General features: G+C 36.2%; 30 protein-coding genes. 29 read left to right on the plus strand and 1 reads right to left on the minus strand.

Annotation, left to right across the window (positions count from 1 at the left end; translation table 11 throughout):
- The first annotated feature begins 31 nt into the window (after window positions 1-31).
- A complete protein-coding gene (locus tag KA873_RS03235; RefSeq protein WP_040029981.1) occupies window positions 32-1366 on the plus strand; it encodes an NCS2 family permease in 1335 nt (444 codons plus the stop codon).
- 129 nt (window positions 1367-1495) lie between these two features.
- On the opposite strand, the gene KA873_RS03240 is transcribed toward KA873_RS03235, so the two are convergent.
- On the minus strand, window positions 1496-1888 hold the full coding sequence (locus KA873_RS03240; RefSeq protein ID WP_107383907.1) for a hypothetical protein: 393 nt from the start codon (window positions 1886-1888) through the stop codon (window positions 1496-1498).
- A 351-nt stretch (window positions 1889-2239) separates the two neighbouring features.
- On the opposite strand from KA873_RS03240, the gene rpsJ reads away from it, so the two are divergent.
- The 28 genes from rpsJ (at window position 2240) to KA873_RS03380 (ending at window position 15758) form a co-directional block, all read left to right on the plus strand.
- Window positions 2240-2548, plus strand: coding sequence for a 30S ribosomal protein S10 (rpsJ, locus tag KA873_RS03245; RefSeq protein ID WP_002482611.1), 309 nt, complete (start codon window positions 2240-2242; stop codon window positions 2546-2548).
- A 27-nt stretch (window positions 2549-2575) separates the two neighbouring features.
- Window positions 2576-3235 (plus strand): 50S ribosomal protein L3, encoded by a 660-nt coding sequence (gene rplC / locus KA873_RS03250; protein WP_019468640.1) that lies wholly within the window; start codon window positions 2576-2578, stop codon window positions 3233-3235.
- Window positions 3236-3262: 27 nt separating this feature from the next.
- Entirely contained in the window at window positions 3263-3886 is a 624-nt protein-coding gene (rplD, locus tag KA873_RS03255) for a 50S ribosomal protein L4 (RefSeq protein ID WP_019468641.1), read from the plus strand.
- Window positions 3886-4161, plus strand: a complete 276-nt coding sequence (gene rplW / locus KA873_RS03260; protein ID WP_019468642.1) for a 50S ribosomal protein L23 — start codon at window positions 3886-3888, stop codon at window positions 4159-4161. Before rplD ends, rplW begins: the two co-directional genes overlap by 1 nt.
- Before the next feature lie 28 nt (window positions 4162-4189).
- Window positions 4190-5023: a 50S ribosomal protein L2 gene (rplB, locus tag KA873_RS03265; RefSeq protein ID WP_107383906.1), complete on the plus strand. Its 834-nt coding sequence runs from the start codon at window positions 4190-4192 to the stop codon at window positions 5021-5023.
- A gap of 64 nt (window positions 5024-5087) precedes the next feature.
- A complete protein-coding gene (rpsS, locus tag KA873_RS03270) occupies window positions 5088-5366 on the plus strand; it encodes a 30S ribosomal protein S19 (RefSeq protein ID WP_019468644.1) in 279 nt (92 codons plus the stop codon).
- 28 nt (window positions 5367-5394) lie between these two features.
- Window positions 5395-5748: a 50S ribosomal protein L22 gene (gene rplV / locus KA873_RS03275; protein ID WP_019468645.1), complete on the plus strand. Its 354-nt coding sequence runs from the start codon at window positions 5395-5397 to the stop codon at window positions 5746-5748.
- A gap of 23 nt (window positions 5749-5771) precedes the next feature.
- Window positions 5772-6425, plus strand: a complete 654-nt coding sequence (gene rpsC / locus KA873_RS03280) for a 30S ribosomal protein S3 (RefSeq protein WP_019468646.1) — start codon at window positions 5772-5774, stop codon at window positions 6423-6425.
- A gap of 2 nt (window positions 6426-6427) precedes the next feature.
- Window positions 6428-6862, plus strand: coding sequence for a 50S ribosomal protein L16 (rplP, locus tag KA873_RS03285; protein ID WP_019468647.1), 435 nt, complete (start codon window positions 6428-6430; stop codon window positions 6860-6862).
- On the plus strand, window positions 6852-7061 hold the full coding sequence (gene rpmC / locus KA873_RS03290; protein ID WP_002482620.1) for a 50S ribosomal protein L29: 210 nt from the start codon (window positions 6852-6854) through the stop codon (window positions 7059-7061). Before rplP ends, rpmC begins: the two co-directional genes overlap by 11 nt.
- A 26-nt stretch (window positions 7062-7087) precedes the next feature.
- Window positions 7088-7351 carry a 30S ribosomal protein S17 gene (gene rpsQ, locus KA873_RS03295; RefSeq protein WP_019468648.1) on the plus strand — a complete coding sequence of 88 codons (264 nt, stop codon included), beginning with the start codon at window positions 7088-7090 and terminating at the stop codon, window positions 7349-7351.
- Window positions 7352-7381: 30 nt separating this feature from the next.
- Window positions 7382-7750 carry a 50S ribosomal protein L14 gene (rplN, locus tag KA873_RS03300; protein WP_019468649.1) on the plus strand — a complete coding sequence of 123 codons (369 nt, stop codon included), beginning with the start codon at window positions 7382-7384 and terminating at the stop codon, window positions 7748-7750.
- 41 nt (window positions 7751-7791) lie between these two features.
- Window positions 7792-8112, plus strand: a complete 321-nt coding sequence (rplX, locus tag KA873_RS03305; protein WP_107383905.1) for a 50S ribosomal protein L24 — start codon at window positions 7792-7794, stop codon at window positions 8110-8112.
- Between the two features lie 22 nt (window positions 8113-8134).
- A complete protein-coding gene (rplE, locus tag KA873_RS03310; protein WP_026034769.1) occupies window positions 8135-8674 on the plus strand; it encodes a 50S ribosomal protein L5 in 540 nt (179 codons plus the stop codon).
- A 21-nt stretch (window positions 8675-8695) separates the two neighbouring features.
- Window positions 8696-8881 carry a type Z 30S ribosomal protein S14 gene (locus KA873_RS03315; RefSeq protein WP_002482625.1) on the plus strand — a complete coding sequence of 62 codons (186 nt, stop codon included), beginning with the start codon at window positions 8696-8698 and terminating at the stop codon, window positions 8879-8881.
- A 31-nt stretch (window positions 8882-8912) separates the two neighbouring features.
- Window positions 8913-9311 (plus strand): 30S ribosomal protein S8, encoded by a 399-nt coding sequence (gene rpsH, locus KA873_RS03320; protein ID WP_019468652.1) that lies wholly within the window; start codon window positions 8913-8915, stop codon window positions 9309-9311.
- Window positions 9312-9338: 27 nt separating this feature from the next.
- Entirely contained in the window at window positions 9339-9875 is a 537-nt protein-coding gene (gene rplF / locus KA873_RS03325) for a 50S ribosomal protein L6 (RefSeq protein WP_019468653.1), read from the plus strand.
- 31 nt (window positions 9876-9906) lie between these two features.
- Window positions 9907-10269: a 50S ribosomal protein L18 gene (gene rplR, locus KA873_RS03330; protein ID WP_107383904.1), complete on the plus strand. Its 363-nt coding sequence runs from the start codon at window positions 9907-9909 to the stop codon at window positions 10267-10269.
- A gap of 20 nt (window positions 10270-10289) precedes the next feature.
- Window positions 10290-10787, plus strand: coding sequence for a 30S ribosomal protein S5 (rpsE, locus tag KA873_RS03335; RefSeq protein WP_019468655.1), 498 nt, complete (start codon window positions 10290-10292; stop codon window positions 10785-10787).
- A 16-nt stretch (window positions 10788-10803) separates the two neighbouring features.
- On the plus strand, window positions 10804-10983 hold the full coding sequence (gene rpmD / locus KA873_RS03340) for a 50S ribosomal protein L30 (protein WP_002482630.1): 180 nt from the start codon (window positions 10804-10806) through the stop codon (window positions 10981-10983).
- A 16-nt stretch (window positions 10984-10999) separates the two neighbouring features.
- Complete coding sequence (rplO, locus tag KA873_RS03345; protein WP_019468656.1) at window positions 11000-11440, plus strand: 50S ribosomal protein L15; 441 nt, start codon at window positions 11000-11002, stop codon at window positions 11438-11440.
- Complete coding sequence (gene secY / locus KA873_RS03350) at window positions 11440-12732, plus strand: preprotein translocase subunit SecY (RefSeq protein ID WP_107383903.1); 1293 nt, start codon at window positions 11440-11442, stop codon at window positions 12730-12732. Before rplO ends, secY begins: the two co-directional genes overlap by 1 nt.
- Before the next feature lie 17 nt (window positions 12733-12749).
- Window positions 12750-13400, plus strand: a complete 651-nt coding sequence (locus tag KA873_RS03355; protein ID WP_019468658.1) for an adenylate kinase — start codon at window positions 12750-12752, stop codon at window positions 13398-13400.
- 173 nt (window positions 13401-13573) lie between these two features.
- Window positions 13574-13792: a translation initiation factor IF-1 gene (gene infA / locus KA873_RS03360; RefSeq protein WP_001118443.1), complete on the plus strand. Its 219-nt coding sequence runs from the start codon at window positions 13574-13576 to the stop codon at window positions 13790-13792.
- 31 nt (window positions 13793-13823) lie between these two features.
- Complete coding sequence (gene rpmJ, locus KA873_RS03365) at window positions 13824-13937, plus strand: 50S ribosomal protein L36 (RefSeq protein ID WP_002482634.1); 114 nt, start codon at window positions 13824-13826, stop codon at window positions 13935-13937.
- A gap of 21 nt (window positions 13938-13958) precedes the next feature.
- A complete protein-coding gene (gene rpsM, locus KA873_RS03370; RefSeq protein ID WP_107383902.1) occupies window positions 13959-14324 on the plus strand; it encodes a 30S ribosomal protein S13 in 366 nt (121 codons plus the stop codon).
- A gap of 23 nt (window positions 14325-14347) precedes the next feature.
- Window positions 14348-14737, plus strand: a complete 390-nt coding sequence (rpsK, locus tag KA873_RS03375; RefSeq protein ID WP_019468660.1) for a 30S ribosomal protein S11 — start codon at window positions 14348-14350, stop codon at window positions 14735-14737.
- A gap of 76 nt (window positions 14738-14813) precedes the next feature.
- Window positions 14814-15758, plus strand: coding sequence for a DNA-directed RNA polymerase subunit alpha (locus KA873_RS03380; protein WP_019468661.1), 945 nt, complete (start codon window positions 14814-14816; stop codon window positions 15756-15758).
- Window positions 15759-15761 lie beyond the last annotated feature (3 nt).

Below are 15761 nucleotides of genomic sequence, written 5' to 3' on the forward strand. Positions count from 1 at the left end.
GTAGGTATTTTAAAAAAAGGAGAACTAAACCGTGAAAAAGTATTTCAAGTTTGAAAAGCATAAAACAAACTATAAGAAAGAGATACTTGGTGGGCTTACAACTTTCTTGTCAATGGCATATATATTAGCTGTCAACCCTCAAGTACTTAGTTTAGCAGGCGTAAAAGGTGTTTCAGAAGATATGAAAATGGACCAAGGCGCTATTTTTGTTGCTACAGCATTAGCGGCGTTTGTCGGTTCTTTATTTATGGGTTTGATAGCTAGATATCCAATTGCCTTAGCACCTGGCATGGGCTTAAACGCATTTTTCGCATTTACAGTGGTATTAACAATGGGTATTCCATGGCAAGTTGGTTTGACCGGCGTGTTATTCTCTGGTGTGGTTTTTGCAATTTTGACTATGACTGGTTTAAGAGAGACCATTATTAACGCAATACCCTATCAAATGAAAATGGCAGTTTCAGCAGGTATTGGTTTATTTATTACTTTTGTTGGATTACAAAGTTCAGGAATCATCACTAATAATGATTCTACATTAGTAACTTTGGGTCATATCACTGATGGCCCTGTATTGTTAACGATATTCGGTATTATAATAACAGTGATATTATATGCTGTTAGAGTACCTGGTGCGATATTTATAGGTATGGTCTTAACATCTATTTTAGGAATGCTTACAGGACTAATACATACGCCAAGTGGCATAGTGGGCAAAGTCCCTAGTATTGAGCCTACTTTCGGAGCTGCTTTTGAAGCATTTAAAGATCCTAGTCAATTGTTCACAGTACAATTTTTAATTGTAATTTTAACGTTTTTATTTATAGACTTCTTCGATACTGCAGGTACACTCGTTGCGGTGGCAACACAAGCAGGTATGATGAAGAATAATAAATTACCTAGAGCTGGTCGAGCATTATTTTCTGATTCATTAGCAACAATAGTTGGTTCGATTTTTGGGACGACAACAACAACTTCCTATATTGAGTCAACGTCAGGTGTCGCTGTAGGAGCTCGTACAGGATTTGCTAGTGTTGTTACAGGCTTTTGTTTCTTATTAGCGATATTTTTCAGCCCTTTAATGGAAGTAGTAACAAGTGCAGTGACTACACCAGCGCTTGTAGTCGTAGGTGTATTAATGGCTGCTAATTTTGCGGAAATAGACTGGAAAAAATTCGAAGTTGCAGTACCGGCATTTATCACGATTATTATGATGCCGTTATCTTATTCAATCGCAACTGGTATTGCTTGTGGCTTCATCTTTTATCCAATAACAATGTTGATTTCTAAAAGACATAAAGAAGTCCACCCAATCATGTATGCTTTAATGATACTGTTTATATTATATTTTGTATTTGTTCACGGCTAAATAAAAAATCCCTTTGCAGTCGATCCATATCGAAGCAAAGGGATTTTTTATACGTGTTAATTATCTGTATTCAGTTTATAAAAAAGTCGTGTTTCTTCATTATAATATAATAATCATGGCTGTATAACTTTAAAATTTATTATTCTCTTGCTTTTGTTGCGTGTAAACAACTTTTGCATGCTTGTTTGGAACATAAAGCGGCGTAGAGAAAATAATCAAAACAAAGAACAACATCAAGAAAAATAAAACCCAATGGACAATCATCCCAACAAAAGGTATGAATGCTATAAAAGAACCAATAACACCTAACAATGGTATGATTAACATTGGTTTAATAGAATTTTGTTTATCAACTATTAATATAATCACGATTATAAAATAAAGTAATGCATTGATTAATAAAGGCTGCCAACCAAAACTGAAAATGATACTACCACCTAAAAATGGGATGCCATAAATAAACTCGCCAACAATTAATATTAAACTAAGGATTATAAGTGTCGTACGGATACCACTTTTCATTAATATTCACTCCTAACTAATAATAGTATAAACGAAATAAATCAAATGAAAATAAAAAAGGGCAAATAAACATTTAAAATTACAAAAACTAAAAATTTCCTAAAAGTGGTTGAACTGAATAAGTAGTTCAAGTATAATAACAAGGTATGTGTTAGGCAAATAGTAAAAACTTTTGCAGAAAAGCTTGATAAATCACTGCTTTTCATGTAACATATCTAATGTTGGACTTTAAGAACACGCGATGAAGCGAAAGGTTACTGACACACCCGGCCGCTTTGCCATGGCGCTGTGTGAGATAGTTTTCGTGGAGAAGTCTATCACTTAAATGTAGACGAATAAGGAGGGAAAATTATGGCAAAACAAAAAATCAGAATCAGATTAAAAGCTTATGATCACAGAGTTATCGATCAATCTGCAGAAAAAATTGTTGAAACAGCAAAACGTTCTGGTGCAGATGTGTCTGGACCAATTCCGTTACCGACTGAAAGATCAGTTTATACTGTAATTCGTGCCGTGCATAAGTATAAAGATTCACGTGAACAATTCGAACAACGTACACATAAACGCTTAATCGATATTGTTAACCCTACACCTAAAACAGTAGATGCTCTTATGGGCTTAAACTTACCATCTGGTGTAGACATCGAAATCAAATTATAATAGAAAAAATTAGGAGGTGGACTTTCGATGACCAAAGGAATCTTAGGAAGAAAAATCGGGATGACACAAGTTTTCGGAGAAAACGGTGATTTAATCCCTGTAACAGTAGTAGAAGCTAGTGAAAACGTAGTATTACAAAAGAAAACTGAAGAAGTAGATGGCTACAATGCAATCCAAGTAGGCTATGCTGATAAAGCAGCTTACAAAAAAGGAAGCAAGTCAAGCAAATATGCTAACAAGCCAGCTGAAGGCCATGCTAAAAAAGCAAGCTCAGCACCTAAGCGCTTCATTCGTGAATTCAGAAACGTTAATGTTGATGAATACGAAGTAGGTCAAGAAGTCTCAGTTGATACATTTGAAGCTGGTGACATCATTGATGTAACTGGCGTATCTAAAGGTAAAGGATTCCAAGGTGCTATCAAGCGTCATAACCAAGCACGTGGACCAATGTCACATGGTTCTCATTTCCATAGATCACCTGGTTCAGTAGGTATGGCATCTGATGCTTCAAAAGTTTTCAAAGGACAAAAAATGCCAGGACGTATGGGTGGAAACACTGTAACAGTCCAAAACTTAGAAGTAGTTCAAGTTGACACTGAAAACAATGTTATCTTAGTAAAAGGTAATGTACCAGGTCCGAAAAAAGGATACTTAGAAATCTCTTCATCAATTAAAGGTAATAAATAATTATAGAGCGAAAGGAGGAAATGCATAATGGCAAATTATGATGTATTAAAAGTAGATGGAACTAAATCAGGTTCAGTTGAATTAAACGATGCAGTATTTGCAATCGAACCAAACAATAACGTTCTTTTTGAAGCAATTAATTTACAACGTGCTTCATTACGCCAAGGTACACATGCTGTTAAGAACCGTTCAGCAGTACGTGGTGGTGGACGTAAACCATGGAGACAAAAAGGTACAGGACGTGCGCGTCAAGGTACTATTCGTGCGCCACAATGGCGTGGTGGTGGTATCGTATTCGGACCAACACCAAGAAGCTATGCTTACAAAATGCCTAAGAAAATGCGTCGTTTAGCATTACGTTCAGCATTATCTTTCAAAGCACAAGAAAATAGCTTAACAATTGTAGATGCATTAAGTTTTGAAGCTCCAAAAACAAAAGAATTCAAAACTGTACTTTCTAACTTAGAACAACCTACAAAAGTGTTAGTAGTTACTGAATCTGAAGATGTAAATGTTGCACTTTCAGCACGTAACATCCCTGGTGTTCAAGTAACAACTGCACAAGGTTTAAACGTTCTAGATTTAACAAGCGCTGATAGTGTAGTAATCACAGAAGCAGCTGCTAAAAAAGTTGAGGAGGTGCTCGGATAATGGAAGCAAGAGACGTTCTTAAGCGCCCCGTAATCACTGAAAAATCTTCAGTTGCAATGGCTGAAGACAAATATACATTCGATGTTGATACTCGTGCTAACAAGACACAAGTAAAAATCGCTGTAGAAGAAATCTTTGATGTAAAAGTTGATAGTGTAAATATCATTAACTACAAACCAAAGAAAAAACGTATGGGCCGTTACCAAGGCTATACAAACAAACGACGCGTAGCAATCGTTAAATTAAAAGAAGGATCAATCGATCTATTTAACTAAAAAATTACCAATAAGGAGGTAAACGACAATGGCTCTAAAAAAATATAAGCCAATTACTAACGGTCGTCGTAATATGACTAGTTTAGATTTCGCAGAAATTACGAAAACTACTCCTGAAAAGTCATTATTACAACCGCTACCGAAAAGAGCGGGACGAAATCACCAAGGTAAATTGACTGTTCGCCATCATGGCGGTGGACATAAACGTCAATACCGTGTAATTGATTTCAAACGTAACAAAGATGGTATCCAAGCAAAAGTTGATTCAATTCAATACGATCCAAACCGTTCAGCAAATATCGCATTGTTATTTTACGCTGATGGAGAAAAACGTTATATTATTGCACCTAAAAACTTAAAAGTAGGTCAAGTACTTGAAAGTGGTGCTGAAGCAGATATTAAAGTAGGTAATGCCCTACCACTACAAAATATTCCAGTAGGTACTGTTATTCATAACATCGAGTTGAAACCTGGCAGAGGTGGACAAATTGCTCGTTCTGCTGGTGCTAGTGCACAAGTATTAGGTAAAGAAGGAAAATATGTATTAATCAGATTAAGATCTGGCGAAGTTCGTATGATTCTTTCAACTTGTCGCGCTACTATTGGTCAAGTTGGTAATATCCAACACGAACTTGTTAACGTTGGTAAAGCTGGACGTTCAAGATGGAAAGGTATCCGTCCAACAGTTCGTGGTTCTGTAATGAACCCTAACGATCACCCACACGGTGGTGGTGAAGGACGCGCACCAATCGGTATGCCTTCTCCAATGTCACCTTGGGGCAAACCAACACTTGGTAAGAAAACACGTCGCGGTAAAAAATCATCAGATAAACTTATCGTTCGTGGACGTAAGAAAAAATAAAAATAACTTATTTGGGTGTGCGGCTTAAACGCTGCACGCACATAATAAGAAGGGAGGCGCCACTATGGCTCGTAGTATTAAAAAAGGACCTTTCGTTGACGATCACCTAATGAAAAAGGTAGAAGCTCAAAGCGGAAGCGAGAAAAAACAAGTAATCAAAACTTGGTCACGTCGTTCAACTATTTTCCCTGATTTCATCGGACATACATTCGCTGTATATGATGGACGTAAACATGTGCCTGTATTTGTAACAGAAGATATGGTTGGTCATAAACTTGGAGAGTTTGCACCAACACGTACATTTAAAGGTCACGTTGCAGACGATAAAAAAACAAGAAGATAATATCTAACAGGTAGAGGAGGAAATTGGAATGGAAGCAAAAGCGGTTGCTAAAACAATAAGAATCGCACCTCGTAAAGTTAGATTAGTATTAGATCTAATTAGAGGCAAAAGCGCTGGTGAAGCGATAGCGATTTTAAAATTAACAAACAAGGCTTCATCACCAGTAATTGAAAAATTATTAATGTCCGCTTTAGCTAATGCAGAACATAACTATGATATGAACACAGATGAATTAATAGTTAAAGAAGCTTATGCTAATGAAGGACCAACTTTAAAACGTTTCCGTCCACGTGCACAAGGTAGTGCAAGTGCGATCAACAAACGTACAAGCCACATTACAATCGTCGTAAGTGACGGTAAAGAAGAAGCTAAAGAAGCTTAATAAAATCTTAAGGAGGGAACACTGTGGGTCAAAAAATTAATCCAATTGGACTTCGTGTCGGTGTAATCCGTGATTGGGAAGCTAAATGGTATGCAGAAAAAGACTTCGCATCATTATTACACGAAGATTTAAAAATCCGTAAGTTTATTGATAACGCATTAAGTGAAGCATCAGTTTCTCATGTAGAAATTGAACGTGCAGCTAATCGTATCAACATCGCTATTCACACTGGTAAACCAGGTATGGTAATCGGTAAAGGCGGTTCAGAAATCGAAAAACTTCGTAACAAATTAAATTCATTAACAAATAAAAAAGTACACATCAACGTAATTGAAATCAAAAAAGTTGATTTAGATGCTAAATTGGTAGCAGAAAATATTGCGCGTCAATTAGAAAACCGTGCATCATTCCGTCGTGTACAAAAACAAGCTATTACAAGAGCGATGAAACAAGGCGCTAAAGGTATCAAAACACAAGTATCTGGTCGTTTAGCTGGTGCTGATATCGCTCGTGCAGAACAATATTCAGAAGGAACTGTTCCACTTCATACACTACGTGCTGACATAGGCTATGCACACGCAGAAGCAGACACAACTTATGGTAAGTTAGGTGTCAAAGTGTGGATTTATCGTGGAGAAGTTCTTCCTACTAAGAACACTAGTGAAGGAGGAAAATAATAATGTTACTACCAAAACGTGTTAAATATCGTCGTCAACATCGTCCTAAAACAACTGGTCGTTCTAAAGGCGGTAACTATGTAACATTTGGTGAGTATGGTTTACAAGCAACTACAACGTCTTGGATCACATCTCGTCAAATCGAATCAGCTCGTATTGCAATGACTCGTTATATGAAACGTGGCGGGAAAGTTTGGATCAAAATCTTCCCACATACACCTTACACTAAAAAACCTTTAGAAGTTCGTATGGGTGCTGGTAAAGGTGCCGTTGAAGGCTGGATTGCAGTTGCAAAACCAGGTAGAATTTTATTTGAAGTTGCAGGCGTAAACGAAGAAGTTGCGCGTGAAGCATTACGTTTAGCTAGTCACAAACTTCCAGTTAAAACTAAGTTTGTAAAACGTGAAGAATTGGGTGGTGAAACAAATGAAAGCTAAGGAAATTAGAGACTTAACCACTTCTGAAATCGAAGAACAAATCAAATCTTCAAAAGAGGAGCTTTTTAACCTACGCTTTCAGTTAGCTACAGGTCAATTAGAGGAAACTGCACGTATTCGTACAGTGAGAAAAACGATTGCACGTCTAAAAACTGTTGCTCGTGAAAGAGAAATTGAACAAGGTAAGGCTAATCAATAATCAAATTGAAAGAGGAGGTTACTAAAGTGAGCGAAAGAAATGATCGTAAAGTTTATGTAGGTAGAGTCGTTTCCGATAAAATGGATAAAACAGTAACTGTACTTGTTGAAACATACAAAACACACAAACTATATGGCAAACGAGTAAAATACTCTAAAAAATACAAAACACATGATGAAAACAACTCAGCTAAATTAGGGGACATCGTTAAGATTCAAGAAACACGTCCTTTATCAGCAACTAAGCGTTTCCGTTTAGTAGATATTGTTGAAGAATCAGTAATTATTTAATAAACAGTGAAGATAAAGGAGGTTTAACTCATGATCCAACAAGAAACACGATTAAAAGTAGCAGATAACTCTGGTGCACGTGAAGTACTTACAGTCAAAGTATTAGGTGGATCTGGTCGTAAAACAGCGAACATTGGTGACGTTATCGTCGTTACTGTTAAACATGCTACACCAGGCGGCGTTGTCAAAAAAGGTGAAGTAGTTAAAGCTGTTGTTGTACGTACTAAATCAGGTGTACGTCGTAATGACGGTTCATATATCAAATTTGATGAAAATGCATGTGTCATCATTCGTGACGACAAAGGCCCACGTGGTACTCGTATTTTTGGACCAGTTGCGCGTGAATTACGTGAAGGTAATTTCATGAAAATTGTATCATTAGCTCCAGAAGTACTTTAATAAATTATTTATAAATATATAAATTTAAGGAGGTGCCACACATGCATATCAAAAAAGGTGACAACGTAAAAGTTATCGCAGGTAAAGACAAAGGTAAAGAAGGTAAAGTAGTAGCTACAGAACCTAAAAAAGACCGTGTCGTTGTGGAAGGTGTTAACACTATTAAAAAACACCAAAAACCAACTCAATTTAATCCTGAAGGTGGAATCTTAGAAACAGAGGCAGCAATCCATGTTTCTAATGTACAATTATTAGACCCTAAAACGAATGAACCAACTCGCGTAGGTTTCAAATTCGAAGACGGTAAAAAAGTTAGAATCGCTAAAAAATCTGGCGAAGAAATCAAATCTAATAATGAATAACTAATTGAAAGGAGGATCCACTGTGAATCGTTTAAAAGAAAAATTTAATTCTGAAGTTACAACGGACTTAGTAAAAAAATTCAACTATAGTTCAGTAATGGAAGTACCAAAAATAGAAAAAATTGTAGTGAACATGGGTGTTGGTGATGCTGTACAAAACTCTAAAGTATTAGATGATGCTGTAGAAGAATTACAAGCTATCACTGGTCAAAAACCATTAGTAACTAAAGCGAAAAAATCTGTCGCTACATTCCGTTTACGTGAAGGTATGCCAATCGGCGCTAAAGTAACTTTACGTGGTGAAAGAATGTATGACTTTTTAGATAAATTAATTGCGGTATCACTTCCACGTGTTCGTGACTTCCGTGGTGTATCAAAATCAGCATTTGACGGTAGAGGTAACTACACTTTAGGTGTTAAAGAACAATTAATTTTCCCTGAAATCGACTATGACCGAGTAAGTAAAATACGAGGAATGGATATCGTTATCGTAACAACTGCTAACACTGACGAGGAAGCTCGTGAATTGTTAACACAATTCGGTATGCCATTTCAAAAATAATCTCTAAAGGAGGCTAATTAAGTGGCTAAAACTTCAATGGTTGCTAAGCAACAAAAAAAACAAAAGTTCCAAGTACGTGAATATACGCGTTGTGAACGCTGTGGTCGTCCACATTCTGTATATCGTAAATTTAAATTATGCCGTATTTGTTTCCGTGAATTAGCTTATAAAGGCCAAATCCCTGGCGTTCGTAAAGCTAGCTGGTAATAGAAAAAAGTCTGAAAGGAGGCAACATTCAATGACAATCAACGATCCAATTGCAGATATGCTAACTCGTGTAAGAAACGCAAACATGGTGCGCCATGATAAGTTAGAATTGCCTGCATCAAATATCAAAAAAGAAATTGCTGAAATATTAAAAAGTGAAGGTTTCATTAAAAACGTAGAATACGTTGAAGACGATAAACAAGGGGTTATTCGTTTATTCCTTAAATATGGTCAAAACAATGAACGTGTTATCACTGGATTAAAACGTATCTCAAAACCAGGTTTACGTGTTTATGCTAAAGCAAACGAAGTGCCTAAAGTGTTAAATGGTTTAGGTATTGCATTAGTTTCTACTTCTGAAGGTGTAATCACTGATAAAGAAGCAAGAAAACGTAATATTGGTGGAGAAATCTTAGGTTACGTTTGGTAATAATTAATAACAAGGAGGTGCGATAACATGAGTCGTGTTGGTAAAAAAATTATTGACATCCCTAGTGACGTTACAGTAACTATCGAAGGAAATACAGTTTCTGTTAAAGGTCCAAAAGGCGAATTATCACAAACAATGAATGAAAGAATGACATATAAGCAAGATGAAAACACATTAGAAGTTGTAAGACCAACTGATTCTCAAAATGATAGAACAGTTCATGGTACAACTCGTGCTTTGATTAATAATATGATTCTAGGTGTTAAAGATGGCTACAAAAAAACACTTGAACTTGTAGGTGTAGGTTACCGTGCTCAAATGCAAGGTAATGACCTAGTATTAAACGTTGGATACTCACACCCAGTTGAATTTAAAGCTGAAGATGGTATCACTTTCGGTGTTGATAAAAACACTACAGTAACTGTAGAAGGTATTTCAAAAGAACAAGTTGGAGCTATTGCTTCAAACATTCGTTCAGTAAGACCTCCAGAACCTTATAAAGGTAAAGGAATTCGTTACCAAGGTGAATACGTTCGCCGTAAAGAAGGTAAAACTGGTAAATAATAAATAACTTTCAGAAGAAAGGAGTAATAAAATGATCAGCAAAATTGATAAAAACAAAGTGCGTTTGAAAAGACATGCTCGTGTCCGTAACAAATTATCTGGCACTGCTGAAAAACCACGTTTAAATGTTTATCGTTCAAACAAACACATTTATGCACAAGTTATCGATGATGTTAATGGTAAAACATTAGCACAAGCTTCAACACAAGAAAAAGATCTAGCTAATGAAACTGGATCTAAAGTTGATTTATCAGCTAAAGTCGGCGAAACAATTGCTAAAAGAGCGAATGAAAAAGGCGTAAAAACAATTGTATTTGACCGCGGAGGATATTTATATCACGGACGTGTTAAAGCATTAGCAGATGCAGCTCGTGAAAATGGTTTACAATTTTAATTTAAAGGAGGGACATTTACATGGCTCGTAGAGAAGAAGCGAAAGAATTTGAAGAACGCGTTGTTACAATTAATCGTGTTGCAAAAGTTGTAAAAGGTGGTCGTAGTTTCCGTTTCAGCGCTTTAGTAGTAGTTGGAGATAAAAACGGTCGCGTTGGATTCGGTACTGGTAAAGCACAAGAGGTACCTGAAGCAATCAAAAAAGCAGTTGAAGCAGCTAAGAAAAACTTAGTTGAAGTTCCACGTGTCGAAGGTACAACTCCTCACATGATCACTGGACAATTCAGTTCAGGTAGTGTATTAATGAAACCAGCAGCTCCTGGTACTGGTGTTATTGCGGGTGGTCCTGTTCGTGCAGTATTAGAACTAGCAGGTATCACTGATATCTTAAGTAAATCTTTAGGTTCAAACACACCAATCAATATGGTGCGTGCAACAATTAATGGATTACAAAACCTTAAAAATGCTGAACAAGTTGCGAAATTACGTGGCAAGTCAGTAGAAGAATTATATAATTAAGGAGGGAAAATAAGTTATGGCTAAATTACAAATTACCCTCACTCGTAGTGTTATAGGTCGTCCAGAAACACAACGTAAAACTGTTGAAGCTTTAGGTTTGAAAAAAACAAACTCTTCAGTAGTTGTTGAAGATAACCCTGCTATTCGTGGGCAAATCAACAAAGTAAGTCACTTAGTGACAGTAGAAGAAAAATAATTAAGGAGGTGCCGAAATGAAATTACATGAGTTAAAACCAGCAGAAGGTTCTCGTAAAGTTCGTAACCGCGTAGGTCGTGGTGCAGCTACTGGTAACGGTAAAACTAGTGGCCGTGGACAAAAAGGACAAAAAGCGCGTTCAGGTGGTAGTATTAGACCAGGATTTGAAGGTGGACAATTACCTTTATTCCGCCGTTTACCAAAACGAGGTTTTACTAACATTAACCGCAAAGAATATGCTATTGTTAACTTAGACCAACTTAATAAATTTGAGGATGGTACTGAAGTAACTCCTGCTTTATTAGTAGAATCTGGTGTAGTTAAAAGTGAAAAATCTGGTATTAAAGTACTAGGTAGTGGTTCACTTGACAAGAAGTTAACAGTGAAAGCTAACAAATTCTCTGCTTCTGCAGCAGAAGCTATTGATGCTAAAGGCGGAGCACACGAGGTGATCTAATGTTTCAAACGCTTGTGAGCTTCTTTACTACAAAAGAAGTTCGTAACAAGATCTTTTTTACGCTCGCAATGTTAGTTATTTTTAAAATAGGTACTTATATTCCAGCACCTGGCGTAAATCCAGCTGCTTTTGACAGTCAACAAGGTTCTCAAGGTGTCACTGACTTACTTAACACGTTTGGTGGCGGAGCCTTGCAGAACTTTTCTATCTTTGCCATGGGTATAATGCCATATATTACTGCATCAATTGTGATGCAGTTATTACAAATGGATATTGTTCCAAAGTTTTCAGAGTGGGCAAAACAAGGTGATGCAGGTAGAAAAAAACTTAATAACGTAACCCGTTATTTTGCGATTGTACTTGCTTTTATCCAATCAATAGGAATGGCGTTCCAATTTAATAATTATTTGAAAGGTCAACTTATTATGGATCAGTCCGTAATAAGCTACCTAACAATAGCTGTTGTGTTAACAGCTGGTACAGCGTTTTTAATTTGGATAGGTGAACAAATCACTCAATTCGGTGTTGGTAATGGTATTTCCATCATTATCTTTGGAGGTATTTTATCTTCATTACCTTCATCATTAATCCAGTTTTACCAACAGTCCTTTGTAGGACAAGATGATACAACTTTAGCATGGTTAAAAGTTATTGGATTAATTGTTGGAATGGTATTGCTAACGGTTGGTGCAATATTCGTACTACAAGCTATTAGAAAAATACCAATTCAATATGCGAAAAAACAGTCTGCACAACGATTAGGTTCACAAGCAACATATTTACCTTTGAAAGTTAACTCTGCAGGGGTTATCCCAGTCATCTTTGCAATGGCGTTCTTCTTATTACCAAGAACATTAACTTTGTTCTTCCCTGATGCAAGTTGGGCGCAAAAAATATCTGACGTTGCAAATCCATCAAATAATATAGGGATGATTGTTTATGTGATTCTTATTATTGCATTCACATATTTCTATGCATTTGTACAAGTCAATCCTGAAAAGATGTCTGATAACCTTAAAAAACAAGGCAGTTATGTTCCGGGTATTAGACCTGGCGAACAAACAAAAAAATATATTACTAAAGTTCTCTACAGATTGACCTTTGTAGGATCAATATTCTTAGCTGTCGTTGCTATACTACCAATCATTGCTACTAAGGTGATGGACTTACCACAATCGATACAAGTCGGTGGTACAAGTCTACTTATCGTAATTGGTGTTGCGATTGAAACAATGAAGAGTCTTGAAGCTCAAGTGAGTCAAAAAGATTATAGAGGCTTTGGTGGTAGATAAATTGTAGGAGGGCACTTATGAATATCATTTTAATGGGTTTACCTGGCGCAGGTAAAGGAACTCAAGCGAGTGAAATTGTTAAGAAATTCCCAATTCCACACATATCTACTGGAGACATGTTCAGAAAAGCGATTAAAGATGAAACTGATTTAGGAAAAGAAGCTAAATCGTACATGGATCGTGGAGAATTAGTCCCTGATGAAGTTACTGTGGGCATTGTTAAAGAAAGAATTTCTGAAGACGATGCAAAAAAAGGATTCTTACTTGACGGCTTTCCTCGTACTATTGAACAAGCAAAAGCATTAAGTGAAATCATGCAAGAACTAGATAGAAAAATTGATGCTGTTATCAATATAGAGGTACCTGAAGAAGAATTAATGAACCGCCTTACTGGTCGTAGAATTTGCGAAAAATGCGGGCACACTTATCATCTTGTATTCAATCCTCCAAAAGTTGATGGCATTTGTGATATTGACGGTGGTAAATTATACCAACGTGAAGATGACAACCCAGAAACAGTTGCAAATCGTTTAAATGTCAATGTAAAACAATCTAAGCCAATCCTAGAATACTATGATAATGAAAATGTATTGAAAAACATTGATGGTTCAAAAGATATTAATGAGGTTACTTCAAACGTAATCGATATTCTTGAGAACCTAAAATAGTATCAACTTTGTACGGTCTATGTAATGCCAAGAGTATAAACGAAAAAGAGTGACAATGCGATATAGTAATTCATTTTAATTTTGTTGAACTTATTAACAACACTTATAGACTCGTATGGTTATAGTTGATCTTAGACGATAACCAACTATTGTAAAAAGGGGGAAGTTAATAAATGGCTAAGCAAGATGTTATTGAATTAGAAGGTACAGTATTAGATACTTTACCAAATGCAATGTTTAAAGTAGAATTAGAAAATGGTCATGAGATTTTAGCTCACGTAAGTGGTAAAATCAGAATGAATTATATTCGAATTCTACCTGGCGACAAAGTAACTGTAGAAATGTCTCCGTATGATTTAACACGCGGAAGAATTACGTATCGTTATAAATAATCGTCACTCCATAATATAGGGAGGTATTAAAATGAAAGTAAGACCATCAGTAAAACCAATTTGCGAAAAATGTAAAGTCATTAAACGTAAAGGTAAAGTAATGGTAATTTGTAGCAATCCAAAACACAAACAAAGACAAGGTTAATAAAGAGAGGTGTAAATAATTATGGCACGTATTGCAGGAGTAGATATTCCACGTGAAAAACGTATTGTTATTTCTTTAACTTATGTATATGGTATCGGTACTACTACAGCTCAAAAAATTGTTGAAGAAGCTAATGTATCTACAGATACTCGCGTTAAAGACTTAACTGATGACGAATTAGGTCGTATCCGTGAAGTAGTAGACAATTATAAAGTAGAAGGTGACTTACGTCGTGAGCAAAACTTAAACATTAAACGTTTAATGGAAATCTCATCATACCGTGGTATCCGTCACCGTCGTGGTTTACCAGTACGCGGACAAAAGACAAAAAACAATGCTCGTACTCGTAAAGGCCCAGTTAAAACTGTAGCTAACAAGAAAAAATAATAGGTAAAGGAGGCAAATTTTAAATGGCACGTAAACAAGTATCTCGTAAACGTAGAGTGAAAAAGAATATTGAGAATGGTGTGGCACACATCCGCTCAACATTCAATAATACAATCGTAACTATTACTGATGAATTTGGTAATGCTTTATCATGGTCATCAGCAGGTGCACTTGGATTTAAAGGATCAAAAAAATCAACACCATTTGCAGCACAAATGGCATCAGAAACTGCAGCTAAAGCAGCTATGGAACATGGTTTAAAAACTGTTGAAGTTACTGTTAAAGGTCCTGGCCCAGGTCGTGAATCAGCGATCCGTGCATTACAATCAGCTGGATTAGATGTAACTGCAATCCGTGACGTTACTCCAGTACCACATAATGGTTGTCGTCCACCAAAACGTCGTCGCGTATAATATTATCGTTATTGTCGCAAGTCACTGAGAAACACAGTACAATTCAAGTCGACGTAATCAAGGAGGATATTTGTAAATGATTGAAATCGAAAAACCTAGAATTGAAACAATTGAAATTAGTGAAGATGCTAAATTCGGTAAGTTCGTTGTTGAACCACTAGAACGTGGCTACGGTACTACACTAGGAAACTCCTTACGTCGTATCCTACTATCTTCATTACCAGGTGCAGCCGTTAAGTACATCGAAATCGAAGGTGTATTACATGAATTCTCAGCAATAGATAATGTTGTAGAAGATGTTTCAACAATTATTATGAACATCAAAAAGCTAGCATTGAAAATTTATTCTGAAGAAGATAAAACATTAGAGATTGATGTAAAAGATGAAGGCGAAGTTACTGCAAGCGACATCACGCATGATAGTGATGTAGAGATTTTAAATCCTGAGATTAAAATCGCAACAGTATCTAAAGGTGGACATTTAAAAATCCGTCTTGTTGCTAATAAGGGTAGAGGTTACGCATTAGCAGAACAAAATAACACTAGTGATTTACCAATTGGTGTAATTCCAGTGGATTCACTATATTCACCAGTAGAACGTGTTAACTATACTGTAGAAAACACACGTGTAGGTCAAAGTAGTGATTTTGATAAATTAACTTTGGATGTTTGGACTAATGGTTCAATTACGCCACAAGAGTCTGTTTCTCTAGCGGCAAAAATCCTAACTGAACATTTGAACATCTTCGTTGGATTAACTGATGAAGCACAAAATGCTGAAATCATGATTGAAAAAGAAGAAGATCAAAAAGAAAAAGTACTTGAAATGTCTATAGAAGAATTAGACTTATCTGTCCGTTCATATAACTGTTTGAAACGCGCAGGTATTAATTCTGTTCAAGAATTAGCTGATAAATCTGAAGCAGATATGATGAAAGTGCGCAATTTAGGACGCAAATCATTAGAAGAAGTTAAATATAAACTTGAAGATCTAGGCTTAGGTCTTAGAAAAGAAGATTAATAA

The sequence above is a fragment of the Staphylococcus sp. GDY8P45P genome (genome assembly GCF_017892745.1).
Lineage (GTDB): Bacteria > Bacillota > Bacilli > Staphylococcales > Staphylococcaceae > Staphylococcus > Staphylococcus cohnii.

What these genes read in the sequence shown, in the direction of transcription:
- rpsJ (WP_002482611.1), top strand. Translation starts at nt 2,240, where the DNA reads ATGGCAAAACAAAAAATCAGAATCAGATTAAAAGCTTATGATCACAGA.
- rpmD (WP_002482630.1), top strand. Translation starts at nt 10,804, where the DNA reads ATGGCTAAATTACAAATTACCCTCACTCGTAGTGTTATAGGTCGTCCA.
- rpsS (WP_019468644.1), top strand. Translation starts at nt 5,088, where the DNA reads ATGGCTCGTAGTATTAAAAAAGGACCTTTCGTTGACGATCACCTAATG.
- rpsM (WP_107383902.1), top strand. Translation starts at nt 13,959, where the DNA reads ATGGCACGTATTGCAGGAGTAGATATTCCACGTGAAAAACGTATTGTT.
- rplR (WP_107383904.1), top strand. Translation starts at nt 9,907, where the DNA reads ATGATCAGCAAAATTGATAAAAACAAAGTGCGTTTGAAAAGACATGCT.
- rplW (WP_019468642.1), top strand. Translation starts at nt 3,886, where the DNA reads ATGGAAGCAAGAGACGTTCTTAAGCGCCCCGTAATCACTGAAAAATCT.
- KA873_RS03240 (WP_107383907.1), bottom strand. Translation starts at nt 1,888, where the DNA reads ATGAAAAGTGGTATCCGTACGACACTTATAATCCTTAGTTTAATATTA.
- rpsK (WP_019468660.1), top strand. Translation starts at nt 14,348, where the DNA reads ATGGCACGTAAACAAGTATCTCGTAAACGTAGAGTGAAAAAGAATATT.
- rpmC (WP_002482620.1), top strand. Translation starts at nt 6,852, where the DNA reads ATGAAAGCTAAGGAAATTAGAGACTTAACCACTTCTGAAATCGAAGAA.
- rplC (WP_019468640.1), top strand. Translation starts at nt 2,576, where the DNA reads ATGACCAAAGGAATCTTAGGAAGAAAAATCGGGATGACACAAGTTTTC.
- rplO (WP_019468656.1), top strand. Translation starts at nt 11,000, where the DNA reads ATGAAATTACATGAGTTAAAACCAGCAGAAGGTTCTCGTAAAGTTCGT.
- rplX (WP_107383905.1), top strand. Translation starts at nt 7,792, where the DNA reads ATGCATATCAAAAAAGGTGACAACGTAAAAGTTATCGCAGGTAAAGAC.
- secY (WP_107383903.1), top strand. Translation starts at nt 11,440, where the DNA reads ATGTTTCAAACGCTTGTGAGCTTCTTTACTACAAAAGAAGTTCGTAAC.
- KA873_RS03380 (WP_019468661.1), top strand. Translation starts at nt 14,814, where the DNA reads ATGATTGAAATCGAAAAACCTAGAATTGAAACAATTGAAATTAGTGAA.
- rplD (WP_019468641.1), top strand. Translation starts at nt 3,263, where the DNA reads ATGGCAAATTATGATGTATTAAAAGTAGATGGAACTAAATCAGGTTCA.
- infA (WP_001118443.1), top strand. Translation starts at nt 13,574, where the DNA reads ATGGCTAAGCAAGATGTTATTGAATTAGAAGGTACAGTATTAGATACT.
- KA873_RS03355 (WP_019468658.1), top strand. Translation starts at nt 12,750, where the DNA reads ATGAATATCATTTTAATGGGTTTACCTGGCGCAGGTAAAGGAACTCAA.
- rplB (WP_107383906.1), top strand. Translation starts at nt 4,190, where the DNA reads ATGGCTCTAAAAAAATATAAGCCAATTACTAACGGTCGTCGTAATATG.
- rplF (WP_019468653.1), top strand. Translation starts at nt 9,339, where the DNA reads ATGAGTCGTGTTGGTAAAAAAATTATTGACATCCCTAGTGACGTTACA.
- rplV (WP_019468645.1), top strand. Translation starts at nt 5,395, where the DNA reads ATGGAAGCAAAAGCGGTTGCTAAAACAATAAGAATCGCACCTCGTAAA.
- rpsH (WP_019468652.1), top strand. Translation starts at nt 8,913, where the DNA reads ATGACAATCAACGATCCAATTGCAGATATGCTAACTCGTGTAAGAAAC.
- rplP (WP_019468647.1), top strand. Translation starts at nt 6,428, where the DNA reads ATGTTACTACCAAAACGTGTTAAATATCGTCGTCAACATCGTCCTAAA.
- rpmJ (WP_002482634.1), top strand. Translation starts at nt 13,824, where the DNA reads ATGAAAGTAAGACCATCAGTAAAACCAATTTGCGAAAAATGTAAAGTC.
- rplN (WP_019468649.1), top strand. Translation starts at nt 7,382, where the DNA reads ATGATCCAACAAGAAACACGATTAAAAGTAGCAGATAACTCTGGTGCA.
- rpsE (WP_019468655.1), top strand. Translation starts at nt 10,290, where the DNA reads ATGGCTCGTAGAGAAGAAGCGAAAGAATTTGAAGAACGCGTTGTTACA.